This window comes from Pseudomonas sp. 22490, from assembly GCF_052044465.1.
Lineage (GTDB): Bacteria > Pseudomonadota > Gammaproteobacteria > Pseudomonadales > Pseudomonadaceae > Pseudomonas > Pseudomonas aeruginosa.
In genome coordinates, this window is sequence record NZ_JBQENS010000046.1 from 19,131 (window position 1) to 34,362 (window position 15,232).

General features: G+C 67.7%; 18 protein-coding genes. 1 reads left to right on the plus strand and 17 read right to left on the minus strand.

Going from position 1 to position 15,232, the window contains the following annotated elements:
- Positions 1-10: 10 nt before the first annotated feature.
- Genes ACTJJX_RS31840 through ACTJJX_RS31885 form a run of 10 tightly spaced genes read right to left on the minus strand, consistent with a single transcriptional unit; the run spans position 11 to position 8,557 of the window.
- Entirely contained in the window at positions 11-796 is a 786-nt protein-coding gene (locus tag ACTJJX_RS31840; protein ID WP_023082297.1) for a DsbA family protein, read from the minus strand.
- A gap of 13 nt (positions 797-809) precedes the next feature.
- On the minus strand, positions 810-3,713 hold the full coding sequence (locus tag ACTJJX_RS31845) for a conjugative transfer ATPase (protein WP_023082298.1): 2,904 nt from the start codon (positions 3,711-3,713) through the stop codon (positions 810-812).
- Complete coding sequence (locus ACTJJX_RS31850) at positions 3,713-4,153, minus strand: TIGR03751 family conjugal transfer lipoprotein (protein ID WP_023082299.1); 441 nt, start codon at positions 4,151-4,153, stop codon at positions 3,713-3,715. The genes ACTJJX_RS31845 and ACTJJX_RS31850 overlap by 1 nt, the downstream gene beginning before the upstream one ends.
- A complete protein-coding gene (locus ACTJJX_RS31855; protein ID WP_023082300.1) occupies positions 4,134-5,564 on the minus strand; it encodes a TIGR03752 family integrating conjugative element protein in 1,431 nt (476 codons plus the stop codon). Before ACTJJX_RS31855 ends, ACTJJX_RS31850 begins: the two co-directional genes overlap by 20 nt.
- Positions 5,554-6,471: a TIGR03749 family integrating conjugative element protein gene (locus ACTJJX_RS31860; RefSeq protein ID WP_023082301.1), complete on the minus strand. Its 918-nt coding sequence runs from the start codon at positions 6,469-6,471 to the stop codon at positions 5,554-5,556. Before ACTJJX_RS31860 ends, ACTJJX_RS31855 begins: the two co-directional genes overlap by 11 nt.
- Positions 6,468-7,160, minus strand: a complete 693-nt coding sequence (locus ACTJJX_RS31865) for a PFL_4703 family integrating conjugative element protein (RefSeq protein ID WP_023082302.1) — start codon at positions 7,158-7,160, stop codon at positions 6,468-6,470. Before ACTJJX_RS31865 ends, ACTJJX_RS31860 begins: the two co-directional genes overlap by 4 nt.
- Positions 7,157-7,555 carry a TIGR03750 family conjugal transfer protein gene (locus tag ACTJJX_RS31870; protein ID WP_023082303.1) on the minus strand — a complete coding sequence of 133 codons (399 nt, stop codon included), beginning with the start codon at positions 7,553-7,555 and terminating at the stop codon, positions 7,157-7,159. The genes ACTJJX_RS31865 and ACTJJX_RS31870 overlap by 4 nt, the downstream gene beginning before the upstream one ends.
- 12 nt (positions 7,556-7,567) lie before the next feature.
- Complete coding sequence (locus tag ACTJJX_RS31875) at positions 7,568-7,927, minus strand: TIGR03745 family integrating conjugative element membrane protein (RefSeq protein WP_023082304.1); 360 nt, start codon at positions 7,925-7,927, stop codon at positions 7,568-7,570.
- 16 nt (positions 7,928-7,943) lie between these two features.
- On the minus strand, positions 7,944-8,177 hold the full coding sequence (locus tag ACTJJX_RS31880) for a TIGR03758 family integrating conjugative element protein (RefSeq protein WP_003050225.1): 234 nt from the start codon (positions 8,175-8,177) through the stop codon (positions 7,944-7,946).
- Positions 8,174-8,557 carry an RAQPRD family integrative conjugative element protein gene (locus ACTJJX_RS31885; protein ID WP_023082305.1) on the minus strand — a complete coding sequence of 128 codons (384 nt, stop codon included), beginning with the start codon at positions 8,555-8,557 and terminating at the stop codon, positions 8,174-8,176. The genes ACTJJX_RS31880 and ACTJJX_RS31885 overlap by 4 nt, the downstream gene beginning before the upstream one ends.
- 233 nt (positions 8,558-8,790) lie before the next feature.
- Between ACTJJX_RS31885 and ACTJJX_RS31890 the strand changes: the two genes are divergently transcribed.
- Positions 8,791-9,144: a hypothetical protein gene (locus ACTJJX_RS31890; RefSeq protein WP_023082306.1), complete on the plus strand. Its 354-nt coding sequence runs from the start codon at positions 8,791-8,793 to the stop codon at positions 9,142-9,144.
- 29 nt (positions 9,145-9,173) lie between these two features.
- On the opposite strand, the gene ACTJJX_RS31895 is transcribed toward ACTJJX_RS31890, so the two are convergent.
- Genes ACTJJX_RS31895 through ACTJJX_RS31925 form a run of 7 tightly spaced genes read right to left on the minus strand, consistent with a single transcriptional unit; the run spans position 9,174 to position 15,190 of the window.
- Complete coding sequence (locus ACTJJX_RS31895; protein WP_023082307.1) at positions 9,174-9,923, minus strand: TIGR03747 family integrating conjugative element membrane protein; 750 nt, start codon at positions 9,921-9,923, stop codon at positions 9,174-9,176.
- On the minus strand, positions 9,920-12,112 hold the full coding sequence (gene traD / locus ACTJJX_RS31900) for a type IV conjugative transfer system coupling protein TraD (RefSeq protein ID WP_023082308.1): 2,193 nt from the start codon (positions 12,110-12,112) through the stop codon (positions 9,920-9,922). Before traD ends, ACTJJX_RS31895 begins: the two co-directional genes overlap by 4 nt.
- A 4-nt stretch (positions 12,113-12,116) precedes the next feature.
- Positions 12,117-12,656, minus strand: coding sequence for an integrating conjugative element protein (locus ACTJJX_RS31905; protein WP_023082309.1), 540 nt, complete (start codon positions 12,654-12,656; stop codon positions 12,117-12,119).
- Positions 12,653-13,243: a transglycosylase SLT domain-containing protein gene (locus tag ACTJJX_RS31910; RefSeq protein ID WP_023082310.1), complete on the minus strand. Its 591-nt coding sequence runs from the start codon at positions 13,241-13,243 to the stop codon at positions 12,653-12,655. The genes ACTJJX_RS31905 and ACTJJX_RS31910 overlap by 4 nt, the downstream gene beginning before the upstream one ends.
- On the minus strand, positions 13,225-13,950 hold the full coding sequence (locus tag ACTJJX_RS31915) for a TIGR03759 family integrating conjugative element protein (protein ID WP_023082311.1): 726 nt from the start codon (positions 13,948-13,950) through the stop codon (positions 13,225-13,227). Before ACTJJX_RS31915 ends, ACTJJX_RS31910 begins: the two co-directional genes overlap by 19 nt.
- A gap of 14 nt (positions 13,951-13,964) precedes the next feature.
- Entirely contained in the window at positions 13,965-14,606 is a 642-nt protein-coding gene (locus ACTJJX_RS31920) for a hypothetical protein (protein ID WP_023082312.1), read from the minus strand.
- The gene (locus tag ACTJJX_RS31925; RefSeq protein WP_023082313.1) at positions 14,603-15,190 is read right to left on the minus strand and encodes a PilL N-terminal domain-containing protein; all 588 of its coding nucleotides are present in this window, start codon (positions 15,188-15,190) and stop codon (positions 14,603-14,605) included. The genes ACTJJX_RS31920 and ACTJJX_RS31925 overlap by 4 nt, the downstream gene beginning before the upstream one ends.
- Positions 15,191-15,232: the final 42 nt, after the last annotated feature.

Below are 15,232 nucleotides of genomic sequence, written 5' to 3' on the forward strand. Positions count from 1 at the left end.
AGACCGAGGGCTACCTGGGCATGTCGCCGACAACGTCGGCAGGCATTTCGGATGTGGGGGCGGCGGGCGAGGCCGCCGCGTCGCCAGCCGGGTCCTCGGCCGCCAGCATGTCCATGGCCGAGAGCAAGGCATCGCCCTCGATCGGCCCCTGCAGCAGGATGGCCTGGCCCGTCTGGCGGTCAAGCAGCCGCAGCGACGGTGTGGCGGTCACGCCGCTCTTGGTGGCTTCCGTGGCCTGGGCGCGGACGAGCGCTTCGACCCGCTCGCTTGCCATGCACTGCTCGAGGGCTGGTGTCGATTCGGGGTAGCGCAAGCCATCGGGCAAGCCCTGGCCGTCGCTGCGCGTGTGGGCATAGACCCACTCGATGGCTTGCCAGAACGCGGTATGCCCACCAGCTTCGGCGGCGCACTCGGCCAGGCGCGCCTCGTTTGATGCGGCGGGCTCGTGCGCGGCCAGCGGCTGGTGGTGCCATTGCAGCGCCACATCGGTGTTGTTGCCGACCCAGCGCTTGAGCTGCGGGAAGTACTCCCGGCAGAACGGGCATTCTAGGTCGGCATAGAGCGTCAGCGTGAAGCGGCCCCCAGGGTTGCCCATCTGCCAGGGCGGCCCGGAGGGCTGCGTCATGCTGACCGGCGCGGGCGACTGCGGCGGGGATTTGCCGGGCGACCGAGACACGAGCCAGATCAGCAGCAGCGCGACCAAAGCTGCAGCCAATACCCAGGGCCAGCGGAGCCGCCGATTGCAGCGGCGGAACGCCTGGACCTGCATCGGGATGGAAGGACGTTTCGGTTCCATGGCGTTCTCCGGCTTAAGACAGGTCCAGGGCCGGCGACTCGATGCCGCGCGCTTGGTCGATCTTCTCGGCGACCCGGAAGGCGGCTTCGAGTTCGGTGCAGCCGTATTGCTGCATGAGCTGGTAGCGCTCGGCCTTCTCCTCGGGTTCCGTCTGCGCGAGGGCGAGGTACAGGCTCGGCGGCACAGCGCGGAAAAGCACTTCCATAGACTTCGACAAGATGACGCCCTCGGTGAATTTCCCCGCTTCTTTGCGCGCCGACAGCATCAGCGCCTTCTGTGCGGGCGAGAGTTCGCGGAACCGCGCGATCTTCTCCACTTCATCGGGTGGCATTGACAGGCACACCCACCATTCAATCATGGACAGCATGGGCTCCGCGGCGCGCGGCAGATCGTCGATATTTTGCGTAGCCAGCCAGTACCAGGCCCCTAGCTTGCGCCACATTTTTGTGATCTTGACCACGTACGGTGCAAGCAATGGATTTTTGGTGATGATGTGTCCTTCGTCTGTGACGTTGACGATGGGACGACCCAGATACTGGTCGCGCTCCGCGATGTTGTTCACCGTGCTGATCAGGCTGATGTAGGCAATGGAGAGCTGCGCGTTGTAGCCCTCCCGGGCGTAGGTTGCCAGATCGACCAGGGTGATGTCGGCCTCGGGCCACGGCGTGCCGTCGCGGTCGAACATCTCGCCGTCCGTACCCTGGCAGAACATGTCCATCGCATCCGCCATCTCCAGCAGCCGCACGCGGCGCATCTCGGGCAGCGTCGGGTCCTGGCCCCGGGTGCGCAGCGCGTTGCGTACGTCGCGCGTGAGCACCGTGCGCTTGTCGCTACCACCTCCACCGTGGCAGTGCTCGGCGGCGTCGAGGATGCACTGGCGGATCAGCGAGCGGTCGGCGCGCGTCATCCGGGCTTCTTCCTTGTCTTCGCCGCCCGTGATCATCAGCCGGGCCGTGATTTCCAATTCGCCCAGCACATCGCGCTGCTCGTCCGCTTCCAAGGGCGGGGCATCCGCCGGCTGGTCTTCATCCAGCGCGTCGGCATCAAGCGTCTGCACGTCGCTGGGTGTTTCGATCAGCCGGCGCGCATCGGCGAATGGCGCGAGGCTGATGCCGGAGCCGGGGGCCAGCTTGACGCGGTTCACAGTCAGCCCCAGGCGCCGGGCGAAGTCTGCGAAAAGGCCGAAGGAATTCCCGGCTTCCACGATGAACAGCCGCGGCCGATAGATGGCTGTGACCTGGTTCAAGAGGTTATTGAGCGTAGCGCTCTTGCCGGAGCCGGTGGGGCCGAACAGAAACAGGTGGGCATTCATCTGCCGATCCAACCTGTTCAAGGGGTCAAACGTAATCGGGCCGCCACCACGATTGAACATCGTGATGCCGGGGTGGCCCGTACCCTGGGCGCGGCCCCACACCGGCGACAGGTTCGCCGCGTGCTGGGCGAACATCAATTGGGTGTACCACTTGCGCCGGTCCTGGCCGGGGTTGTAGCAGCACGGGAGCCAGCGCAGGTAGCTGTTGAGCGGCGCCACCTCGTCGTCCTCGCGCACCGGCTGCAAGCCGGCGTTGAGCATGACGTTCGCCAGGTCCAGGCCGCGCCGGTCCAGTTCCGCCTCGTCGCGCCCGCGCAGGTAGAACGCCAGCGTTCCCCGGTAGAGCTTGTGTGCGCTGCCGATGAGGGAGCGGGCTTCCTGCACGTCCTTGAGCGTCTGTTCGGACGCCAGCGTCTCGCCCACGGCCTTCTTCGCCAGGTGGTTGAGATCCGCTTCCAGCACATCCTGCGGCGTGGCGACCATCGTGAGACAAAGCAAGGTGTCTTCCGGCATCTGGTCGAACAGCGTGTTGATGGCGTCCCCTTTGCGGGTCTCGCCGGTCAGGTGTCCGGTGCCGGGCGGCATGCGCAGCCTGTCGGTAATCAGCACACGGTGCGGCATGCCGTCGAAGTACCAGATGCCATGCGCCACGTCGGAGCGTGGCTGGCCGAAGAACAGCCGCTGGCTGAAATCCCTCCCGCTCGCCAGCTCGATCTCGCCGGCCTCGCTTTCCTCGGTGCTGTCGGGGTAGCGCGCCAGTGCATAGAAGCGCTCGCGATCCTCGGCATCAGGCCCGAGCATCGCGGGGCGCGGATTGAACCACCGCAGCAGCCAGTCGTGGATGTCGGCTGCGACCATGCGCCGTGCCTGGATACCGGCATTCGCCAGCCCACCGCACAGGCGATCGCAGACGATGTTCAGCATCTGCTCGGGCGTCTGGCCGCGGCGGCTTGCCTGCCCGGTGGCACGCCGATAGACGACCATGCGCACGCGCCGCGTCTGTCCGCGCCAGCGCAGCCGCGTGACCACCGTGTCCTCGAACAGGCCACCCGGCTTGGCGACCGCGCGCAGGTGATGGCCGAAGAAGCGAAGGTAGAACTCGGTGAACGCGGTATCGCGGGCGCGCGGCTGCACGTAGTCGCGCAGGGTCTGCATGTACTGGTCGAAGCTGGGCTCGTCCTGTGCATAGAGCTGGAGCACCCAGGGGTTCTCATCCAGTTCATCGAAGCTGTCTTGCAGGGCGTTTTCCAAGGCATCGCGGGCATGCGCGAGCCAGCCGGGCTCCCGGCCCTCGGTGCCCAGCGGCACCAGCTCGTAGAAGGCCGCGACCGATTGCCCGTCCTCCAGCAGCATCGACTTCGACTGCGGCAGGAACTCCACCCACGGCAGCAGTTCCGCGAACGACGGCGCGACATCGTAGAGCGCCTGCTCGTCGGCCACGGTCGCCGGCCTGCGATCCTGGACCGCCGCGCCGGGTTCGGGGATGCCGGCCTGGCGCAAGGCCTCGACGTGGCGCTGCCAGTCGTCCGGCTGCTCGTCACCGCCAGCGCCGGGTGCGGCCAACTTCGGTGCGGCCGGCCTGGGCCAAGGGAGCTTCCAGCGCATCAGTAGTCCTCCACGCGCTCGCCTGGCATGGCGTACTGCACGCGCTGGTACAGCGGGAAAACCGTCGTGTAGCCCGGCACGGGAACGGGGTCCGTGCCCGCCAGGTGCGGGTACACGTACATGGCGAGATCGGGATTGGGCAGGCGCTGGAACTGGCGATAGACCTCGTTGCGCGCCGTGCGCGTGTAGCTCACCTGCTCGGCGGGCGCGGTCTGCACGTCGGCCTCGGTCAGCGGCCGGCGCAGGCTCTGGCGCGCGTCGAGCAGCTGCTGGCGCGCGACCTGGCCGGAGCCACCGCCGCCCTCACCGGCGTTCTGCTGCCAGATGTCCATCATCGTGCTGTCGCCGTGGGGCAGTAGCTTTTCCTTGCTGGTGGCGCAGCCGCCGAGCACCGCGACGGCGAGGGCCAGCGCCAGGCCCTTAATCGAGTTCGAGCGCATGGCTTTCTCCTGCACGGTGATCGACGCGCCGGCCTTCGGGGTCGTGATCGATGGCGAGCGGCTTTTCGAGGTGGACGGCGACCTTGGCGCCGGGCTGTACATAGACGGCGGCGAATGCCTGGCCGTAGAGCTGGTTGACCCAGTTGGACATGTCCCGGACGCCGCCCGCGAGGATCTGGCCGACTGCTTCCTGGCCGCTGATGCCCACGGTGCCGATGGCGCCGTCCGAGCCGACGTAGGACATGCGGCCGCTGTCGCTTTCGATGAGCGAGGCCACGCCGGCACCAGCCGCAGTGATCAGGGCTTGCGATCCGAGGTACTGCTGAGCGTTGCTGCGCCGCTCGCCGCTGACGCAGGGGATGCCGTGCGGATCGCTGATCCACCCCAGACCCCCGGTTTGAGAGTTCTGCTGCTGGTTGTTCTGCTGGTTGCCTTCGCGGTCTTCGGGAATCGTGCGGATCGTCCCGTCGTTGAACACGAACGTGATGCTGCGCACCTGGCCGCGCACGCACGAGAGGGTCCAGTCGCCCGAGGCGAAGCCGGAGAACACCGCGCCGGCTACGTCGGGAATGTCGATGCCGTTGGCCGTGAGGTTGTCCGGCCCGACCAGTACTTTGAACGGGTATGGGTCGTTCACTGTCCCGTCGATCGGGACGCGGCCGATCAGCGCCGTCATCGCCACGGAACCCATCAGCGTCGAGTTGGTCGGCACCGTATACACCGGCTTGGCGCTCTTGACGCCTGCCGCACGTGCGCCAGCGTTCGCCACGGTTTCCCCGGTGGTTTCCAGCGTGCTTTGCGCGGGGCCGAAGCTCGTCGGGAAGCTCATGCCGCTGCCCGTGCCACGACTGCCGTTGCGGCCCTCGGCCTTCTTCGCGTCGTCCGGTTCGACCCATCGCATGCCGCCTTCCATGCCGACCTCGTCGCCATCACGCAGCCCCAGGCCCACCGGCAGATCAGCATGGCCGCCGCCGCGCCCGCCGATGCTGTCCAGGCGCCGCTGCAGGTCGGCGAGCAGCCCCTCGGTCTGCTGACGCTCGCTGGCCGCCTGCTGCTGGTCGCGGCGCAGATTGGAGCGTTCGGATTCGAGGGCCGAATTGATGCGCTGATCGATGGAGTTCTCGCGCTGGCGCAGCCGCTGGTTTTCCTCGCGCTGCGACTTGTTGTCGGTCAGCGCGGTCTGAAGCTCGGTGCGCAACTGCTTCACCTGGGCGACGAGCGTTGCCACGGTATCGCGGGGGGTATCGCCTTCGATGCCCAACGCCTTCATTTCCTCGGGCGTGAGCTTGGAGCCGGCATCTGCCGCGGGCGGTGCCGACGTGCTTCCACCGGAGAACAGCCGGATGGCAACGAACAACACCAGCAAGGCGACCGGGATCATCAGCCACTTGAGCAAGCCGTTACTGCGCATGGCGGGCCTCCTTGCCATCGTCGGCTTCAGCTTCCGGCTGCGGCAGATGCACGGCCGGGTCGAAGCGGTGGATCGCCGGCAGCAGCGACTGCACGAGGCCGCGCCCGCGCGTCACCAGGTACAGGACGGTCGTGTCCTCGGGCGTCCCGTGGGGGCCGAGCGCTTCGTGCTGGAAGGTGGCGGTGAGGAAATCGCCTTGCAGCACGCGCGGGTCGAGCGTGACCCAGCCGCCGCTGCTGTTGGTCAGACGCACGGCGGTGACCCACTGGTCTTCCAGACGCCACGACGCGAGCGCGACCGCGCGCACCGGCAGCGTCGGCATCAGCGTGCCGAGGTCGAGGCCGCGGCGCAGGTTCACCCGCATGACGCCGGGCAGCGGCTCCACGGTGCGCAGCGGCGCGTAGAGGTTCTGCGCGGCGAAGCGCGTCAGGACGACCGGCACCGGGGTTTCGCGCCGCGCTGCCCGCGTACCTGCCTGATCCTGGGCGCGTGCCGGGGCCTCATCGGCACCGCCTGGCTGATCGCCATAGCGCGCCGGGGTGCTGCTGCCCTCGACGATGCGCACCGGCTCCAGCTCGGCTTCGCCGTCCTTGGGCGGCTCGGCCGCGATGTCGAGCAGGATCAGCGCGCCCGTGTCGGCGTCCTGCAATTGCAGCCGCGTGGGCTCGATCGGCTCGCTGGCACGCAGGTACACCGCGCCACCCGCGCTCTGCACGCGCAGGCGTTCGCCGACGCCTGCGGGCACGCCCACGCGGACGTTCCGGTCGATGAACACGATGCGCTCCTGGCCGACCTTCAGCGGCACCGCCAGCGGCATGCGTTCCCAGCGCAGAATCTCCACGGCATGGGAGACGGGTGCCGCGGCCGCGGCCAGCAGCCCCAGCAGCATGAGTACAAGATGCTTCATGGGGTGTTTCCTCCTTGGGGCGCTTGCGGAGACAGGCCGCCAGGCGCCGGGCGCGTCGGCTCCGGGGCGCTAATGCGCTGGGGCGCACCGTCGTAGCAGTCCAGCGCCAGGCCGAACGGGTTGCGGGCGGGATCGACGTCCACCCGCGTGACTTTCACCGGGTAGCGCACGAGCGCGCGCTTGACCTGCTCGGCGCCGTAGTACTCGTCGGCGGTGATGTCGAGCGTCACCACCCAGTCGCGGTCGGAGACCACGCGCACGCGCGCCGTGGGGTCGTCGCCGTACCCGCGGCCGGGGATTTCGTAGATGCCGCGCACGCGCTGGCGCAGTTCGCCCGTACTGCGGCGGTAGTCATAGTCCGCGCGCAGGAAGGCCTGGCAGGACGGGGTAAGGTACGGCGAAAGCGTGTGGAGGTTGCGCGCGTAGTCCTCTTCGCCATTCGTCGGCCAGCGGTTGAGGGTCTGGAACAAGTAGAACGTGAACGCATAGACCGATTCGGGCGGTACTTCCCACCACTTTCGGGTACTGCCGGAGCGCAGGTCGGGCGGGACGTGGATGGTCAGGTCGCGCGGCGCGCTCCACCAGCCGCCGCCCATGACCAGGGCGACGATGACCAGCGCGCCAGCCCCCAGGCGAAGCGTCTTGATGTGCGCCTGCAGGTGGGTGATCTCGTTCTTGAAGCGGCTCATCGTGCACTCCTTCGGGTGGACCAGAAGCCGGAGCGCGAGATCAGCACGTGGCCGCCTACCCATCCCGCCATCAGCGGATGGCGCGTGGCGATGCGCCATTGCAGTTGCCGGTACAGCCAGGTATCGGGACGCCCGCGCTTGAGACGGCGCAGGATGCCGCCCCCGATGAAGACGCCGAGGGCCACGCCCAGGACGACGAACGTCGGCGCGATGGCGATCGTGCGGAACACCCAGGACAGCGGCGCGCCGACCAGCAGGCCGGCAGCGCCCGACAGGCCGCAGCAGATCCACAGCTCGTCGGCGGTGAGGCCGCGCACGACAACGGGGTGGCGGTTGAGCCGGTGCGGAAGGAACGTGACCGTCCCGTCCGCACGGACGTGCTGCTGCTCGGACATACCGACCTCGCCTTAGAGGATGCCGGTGGCTTCGGTGAGCAGCCAGATGCCGATCACCAGCAGCACGGCACCGATGGCGACCGTGAGGCCGAACTGGCCCCAGGTCTTGCGGCCGGTGTGGATTTCCGCGTAAGTCCCGTAGGCGTGATAGCAGACGCCGATAAACATCGACGCCACGACCAGGAGGGCCACGAGCATGATGATGTCGTAGCCATAGTTCCTGATGGTTTCCATGATGCCGTTGCCGGTGCCGCGGGTCGGGTTCTCCAACTGCGGCAAGCCTTGCGCGAACGACAGCGCGGGCAGCGCGGCGGCGCCCAGTGCCACAGCGGCGCGCTGGGCAAGATGGGAATGGGGGATGCGGTTTTGCATGGTCGTGCCTTTCAGGTCAGGAGAGAAGGAAGAAGCTCAGGACGAGGTACATCGCGACGAAGCGGATGCAGACGCCGAGGAACTGGCGCTGGTTGAGGCGGCTCTCGGACCACCCCACGTAGGCCGTTCGGATGGCCCAGACGCCCCACACGAGGAGCACCGCGAACACGACGCCGACCAGGACGGTCGCCATCGCCGAAGGCGCGATGCCGCTGTTGGCTTGAAATGCCGAGACCTGGGCGCCGTTCATGGCGTGTCTTCCGAAGTCGTCGTCGGCGATGGCGAAGCGGACCGCTCGGTGCGGTAGTCGCCGGCCAGTTCGGAGAGGTCGCGCGGCTGGGCACGCGACGGTGTGAGATGGGCCTGGATGCCGGCGCGCACGCGCGCCAGGTCAGCCAGCAACCGCGGGTAATCGAAGTGGTAGCGCTCGCCCGGCTGGATGGGGGCACGCGCGGCGCTGTCGGCGACGGTGCGCTCCAGCGCGTCGAGTTGGCGCAGCGCGGCGACCAGTTCCTGGCGCTGTGCCGGGGACTCGGCCAACACCATCGGGGACTGACCCAGCAGCAGGGCCGTCACGAGAAAAATGGGCACGCCGCGATACGCGGCGCGCTGCCAGATCGGAGCCAACATCGCGCCATTCCTGTGTGATCAGCAATGGCTTGATCGTGGGCAGCGAGGTACTTTTAGGCCGCAAACAATAGGAACCCGCGCATGCCCGGATTCATGGGCTTGCGCGCGGTTTCAGGGTCTGGAGAGTGGGAACTAGCGCCGCGTCAGCGTGGCGAGAAACTGGCGTCGGCTTTGGGAGCGCGAGCGCCTTCGGGTACTCTTTCGGTATGCCGCTTCCCCAATTCCCTCGCCACATGCACTACAAGCTCGACGGTCGTCGTGCCGTACCGTGCGAGAGCATTGCCGAGTGGGGCGCCTGGTTTTCAGTAGCTGATCGGCGGGTGGTGGAAACCTGGGTCGATGACGTCCGTATCTCCACGGTCTTTCTTGGGCTGGACCACAACCACGGACTTAGTGGAGATCCACTCCTGTTCGAGACGATGGTCTTTGTGGATGGTGTGACGCACCAGATGCGCCGGTACTTCATCTGGGAGGAAGCGGAAGCCGGCCACGCCGAGATGACTGAGTTGATCCGAGCCGAAATGCAGGAAGCGCAGGTGCGCGCTGCGCAGGCCTGGGAACAGGTGCGTGCGCGGATGAAGGCCTGAGCATCAGCGCTGCGCGGCGTGCTCAACCTTCAAAGGTACTTCTTGAAGCTCCCCGCAGTCAGGGATACCGCCAGCCCCAGCAAGGCGGCGCTCGGCAACAGGATCAGCAGTGGATGCACCGAGATCGGCAAGGCCAGATAGGTGACCCAGGGCAGCACGGCCAGCGGCATCAGGCTCGCCTTTGCGCGGTGGTAGATGAAGCCGGATTCCCGGCCCGCGCCGAACCGGCGCACGTCGCGCCGCACCAGGCCGTCGATCAGGCCGACAAACGCCGCAGTGAAGATCAGCGGCAGCGTGAGCACCAGGACCAGCAAGCGAACCAGGAACGTGAGCGTCGTGAAGGCCGCAGCGATCAGGTAGCTCTCGGTCCAGACATAAACCTGGCTGATGTAGCAGCGGAAGTTGCGCCCTCCGGCCTGGCTGGGCGCGCGGGCCCGCTCGGCGGTCTGGCTCATGCGCTCCAGCAGCCCGGAACGCACGAACACCCATTCGTAGCCGGTGTCCACCAGCTCGTGCGCCGTGCGCCCAGGCTCCTGCACGACCACGCTGCGCGTGAAGTGGCTGGATAGGTGCCCCAGCTCGTACTGCAGCATCTGCTGGGAGTGGCGCCAGCCCTGGTCCTTCCAGAACAGGTGCATACCGACGCACTCGACCACGATCGAGAACAGCAGCGAGCCGATCAGCACTGCGAGCAACCGGAACGGGAACGTAATGGTGCCGACGATCAGTCCCTGCCGGCGGCTCTGTTCCCGCTGTGTGGTAGCAGCGGCGTCGTTCACGGTGAGGCCCCGATGTCGGCGTCGTCGTCGGTGGCGGAGGTCACCGCGGCAGGCTCGGGCGGAGCGACATCGTCCAGCAGGTCGTCGGGTAAAGCCGCGTCCTGCAAGGCCGGGGAACTGGTGAACTCCCACCACTGCGTGGCCTCGCTGTAGCTCTGGCGCATGTACCCGGCCAGTTGCTGCAGATCTGCCGGCATCACTTCATCGGAGTCGGGGGCCGGAAGCGGCATGCGGACCTTCCAAAGCTGGCCGCCCTGCAGCAGCGCGAAGCACTGGCCTTTGGGCAGGCCGACGACGTGCGACGGCTCGATCATCGGGACGCTGGACATGCTGATGCGATCCTGGGTGTTCGACGTGAAGTCCGTCGTCCCACGAATGTCCGAGCTATCGGTCGCGCCGCTCACGATGGTGGTCGTATAGACCTCGACCTTCGGCAATTGCCTGGTCAGCAGTTCGGCGGTCGCGGTCTCGCGCACGCGCAGCATGAAGAGGTTGTTGAAATTCCCGATGACTTGACCGGCTTTGGCGCGGTTGCCAATGCGGGCCTCGATGTCGGAGAGCGTCTGCGTGTAGGCGCTGACTTGCAGCCCGGCACCGCCGCCCTTGTTGATCAACGGTATGAATTCGTCACCCATGAGTTCATTGAATTCATCCGCGTGGACGTTGATCGGCACGCGCGTGCCGGCCGATGCGCCCGGCAGGCCGTCGTCGATACCGTGCTTGTAGATGTGCCCTGCGACCGAAACCAGATCGGAGAACATGGAATTGCCGACCGCTGCGGCAACCTCGGCGTCGGACAGTGCATCGAGGCCGACATACACGACGGCACGCTTGCGGATGACCTGCATCCAGTCGAAGATCGGGCGCGGGTCGGCCAGATCGGAATAGTTCGGGGCCAGGAGCTGGGCGATCTTGCCGCTTGTCAGTTTCTCCAACAGCGGCAGCAAGCTGGCGACGATCTTGTCAAAATACGTCTTGTCGTAGCGGACGGCAGAGCGCAGGCCGTCCAACACCGGGTCGTAGTTGCGGGCTTGGGAGAGATACTGCTCCAGCGCCACGACGCGCTTTTCCCGCCCAATCATGTTGCGCGGGATGTTCTTGTCGTTCAGCTTCGCTTCGAGCTGGACGATGATTTCCCAGGCCTTGGGCTCCGTCTTGGCGAAGTAGTGCTGCGCGTACTCGATGAACAGCGCGTCGATGTTGATGACGTGCTGCTGGATCAGCATGTAGTCGGGCCGCTGTCCCAGCTCCACCAGGGCGCGGGCGATGATGTTGACGAATCGCCACGCAAACTCTCGGAAGGCGGCTGAGTTGCCTTCGCCGGAAAGCTGCCCCGCGACGCGGGTGGCCACCTCGCTGATGCGGCCGAAGCGGCCCACGGCGTTGTAGCGTGCGGAGATGTCCGGCCAACCCAGGTGGAACACATAGAACTCGCCTTCGCGGCCGGCACCCAGGGCTTCGACGTACATCCGCTTCAGGAGATCCGCATCGCCCTTGGGGTCAATGACGATCACGACCTCGTGCTCGCCCGCGGCGTTCTTGCGCCGGATGTCCTGGGTCACGAACAACTCGGCCAGTCGCGTCTTGCCTACGCGCGTAGTGCCCAGCACCAGCGAGTGCCCGACGCGCTCACCCAGCGGCAGGCCGACGTCCACCTCCTCCGGTTCGATGCCGTGCAGGCGCGGCAGGCCGCCCACAGGCGGCAATGGGCGTACAGGATTGAATGGCACGTCCCAACCCGTGAGTGTCGACAGCCGGGAGAGCGGGAACGGCGCAAATTCCAGCCGCTCTTCCAAGCGCCGCGCCAGCCGGTAGGCCGGCGTCGGCTCGACGTAGCGGCGGAACTCCGGCCGGTACGTCTGCATGAGCCTATGGGTGTGCTTCTGCTCCCACAGGAACCCGCGTCCCACGAACAGGCGTTGCTGGCTGACCGGCACGTCCTTGCTGGTCATCACGTAGCGCGGCAGGCGGCGGATGTTGCGCCGGTAGCGCAGGATGATGCGGGCATCGCGGTAGCGGATGGCGCCATAGGCCGCGAACGCCAGCGCACTGCCGACGCCCATGGCGGGGCTCAGCGCGAGCGACCACGGGGCCACCACGCACAAAAACGCGGCGCCAGCACACGCTGCGACGGTGTATAGCTCCACCGCTGGCCGCAACAGTACTTCGACTGGTTGCTTCCCAGACATGGTTTCATTGCTCGATGCCGGTGGCCGTGATCAGCGCCGGGTAGTGCCGCAGGCCCAGGCGCTCCGCCAGGTCGTCGCCGCCCACGGGAGCGAGCGGTACGCCGGGCACCAGGGCGCGCAGCCGTGCAAGGGCCTGCACCGTCTCGACGTTGACGACCAGGCCGACCGTACCGCGCTCGCGCAGCGAGGTCGCACGACGCCGCAGCCAGGCATGGGAGGTCTCGTCGTCGCCGATGAGCACGAACGGCCGCAGGCCCGGTGCCTCGATCACCCGCCGCGAGACGGTGCCGGGGGTGAGCTTGGCGCTGCGCACCGGCAGCATCGCGGCCTCGTCCGCCGGTGTGACGGGAACCTGTGGCGTCGGGATGGGCGGCCGGGCCGGGGCATTTGCGCGCGGCTGGAGGTTGAGGGCTTCGTAGTACGGCAGCGCCGACGTGCCGCCGCGGTCCTCGACCACAATCAGCGGCTCGCCGGCATACAGGGCCAACGGCAGGCCCGCCAGCGACACGAGCAGGCTCCACAGGGTCAAATGGGGTTTCGTCATGGTGAGGTCTCCTGGCGCGCGGCGAGTGCTGCGGCGGTTGGGCGCGTGCCCTGCACGCGGGCGAGGTGGCGCGACACGCTGCGCCGATAGCGGGCGGCAGGCTCGCCACCCGCGGGGCGGTGGTAGCGACCGATCGCCAGAAGCCAGTCCTCCCCCGGCGCGTGCTGCTCCTTCAGGATCTCGGCGGCGATGGCGAGGTTGCGGTACGGATCGAGCAAGTCGCACGCGCTGGCGTAGCGCTGCCGGTGATAGCCGAGGTTGATCTGGCCCAGGCCCGCGTCGATGCGCGTGTGCGGCGTGGAGCGCATCGCCTGTTGCAAGCCAGCGCAGGCGTCGGCGCGGGTGGCGTAGCGGCGCGACTGGCCGGCGACGTTGAGCGACCAGGGCCATGGGACCATACGCCCATTGCGGCGGATGCCGCTCTCTTGCAAGGCGACGGCATAGAGCACCGTCGAGGGGATGCCCGCACGCTGCGCGGCGAGCTGGTAGGCCGGTGGCGGAACCTCCTGGGCCTGGGCGACGCAGGCATACAGGCCAGCGGCGAGCACCAGTGCGCGCAGGGGTGCGGCTACGGCTGGCGCTGCCATTGACCGTTCACCTCGCGCACGACCGCCGGCAGATCGCCGGGCACCCCCAAGGTTAGCCAGCGGCCGCCGTCGTGGTTGAGCGTGATGCTGCCGCTGCGCACGCGCGCCGGATCGACGTTCGCGCGCTTGGCCCAGTCGCGGATGCGCGCGTCGTCCTGGCGGCTGCCGACCATGTACAGGTCGAATTCGGCGCCCGCGGATTGCAGGCGCTGCACGAGCTGGCCGCAGGCCACGCAGCCGTCCTTGACGAATACTGCCGTGCGGCCGGAGCCGCGCGTGGCGCCGGCGACCGGCTTGTCGTCCGGCAGGTTCACCCGCTGCATGCCGGGGTTCAGCCGCTGCCAGGCTTCGTCGTAGGCGCGCTGGTAGGCGAGCAGCTTCTCGACGCGGCGCGCTTCGGCTTGCACCTGCAGTTCTGCGTAGCGCCGCCGTTCTTCGTCGGTGCGTGCCTCGATGCCCAGGGCCGATAGCGGGTCCAGGTTGGGCGAGTAGATGCCCAGCGGTCCGTCCATCAGTTCGCGATAGCGCGTCCATTCCTGCGGTTGCAGGCCCCAGTCGCTTGCCACCCGGTCTTCCGGGATGCGGGCGGCCAGCGGACGTTCCTGGCTCTGCGCATTGCGCGTGGGCGCCGTGGTCGGCTGCTGCGCCCAGGCGGGCCAGTGGGCGGACGCCAGCACAAGCGCAGAAAGGATGATCGACGGCTTCATGTGGTGTGCTCCGGTCAGGGAATCGCCATGCGACGGGTCTGGTCGCCGGCCTGGAACACCGCGGTGCTGCCTTCGACGGCCAGCAAGCGCCACAGGCCGATCGCATCGCCGGGCAGCAGCACCTGAAGCTGGTCAGGCGTGAAGTCCCCATTGCTCGGCGCGACGGACACGCTGCGCTGGCCGGCGCGCAGTTCGGCGCCGACGATGCGGAACGGGAGCGGCGGTGGCTCGGGCCTGGCAGCAGCCTTGCTCGGTGCGCGCGACTGGGCCGGTGCCGCGGCGCGTGCTGCGGTCTGGCGCGTCTTGAGCTGCTCGACCTCGGCGCGCAGCGACTGAAGGTCGTCGGCAGCGGCATAGCCGCTCAGCGCTTTCTCGACCTGGGCCGCGCGTGCTTCAAGGATTTGGCGGGTGTCTTTGAGGTCTACCGCCGTTGCGACGGCCGGACGCTGTTGGATGGTCTCGATGGTCTCGGCCAGGCCTGTTGCCTGCGCTTCGAGGCGTTGCAGGCGGGAATCCAGCCTCTCCTGGTCGGCCTGGTCGTGCATGGCCTGGTAGCCGAGGGCTACGAAGACGCTGAGGCCGAACAGCCAAAGCCAGAGCAGGCTCTGCACCACCACGGCGGCGGTTGAACGCTGGGCGGATTGCGGAGCGTTCATGGCTGGCCTCCCGAAACCACGGGCATGGGTGCCAGCGGGAACGTCTGCGCCGCCTCGGTGACGGGCGGCGCGGATGCGTTGTCTGCGGACATACTGTCGCCAGGCCGCTCGAAGCAGATTTGCCGTGCCCGATCGTCCGCGTGCAGTTCCCAAGCGGGGCCGGCAAGCGTGAGCAGCGCATCGCGCAAGGTCATGGGGCCGAGGTGCAGGTGCGCCGCCGGCAGCGGCAGTGCGTACAGCTCAATTACCGCGTGCGCGGTCTCGCAGAGCTGATAGCCGCTGCGCTTGAGCACATGCCGCAGCCCATCGCCCACCGTTGCGCGGGCATCCTCCGGCATCGACACGTCGATGGTCTGCAACAGCAGGTCGCGCTGCGCGGCCGTCGGTGCCAGTTCGACCAGCGTGTAACGACCGTAGCGCACGACCGGCACGAGTTCCGGCGCGGCCGGCTCGGGTATCGAGATCGCCTGCTCGATGGGCGGTGGCACGACCGGTGCGGCGGTCGTCGCGCAGCCGGTGGTCAGGACGGTAGCTGCCAGCAGGCTGGCACCGGCCAGACGCCGGATCGGACAAATGGCTTGCATGGCTCGGCTCTCTGTTGCAATAAGCCGATACCTTCTTCGGAT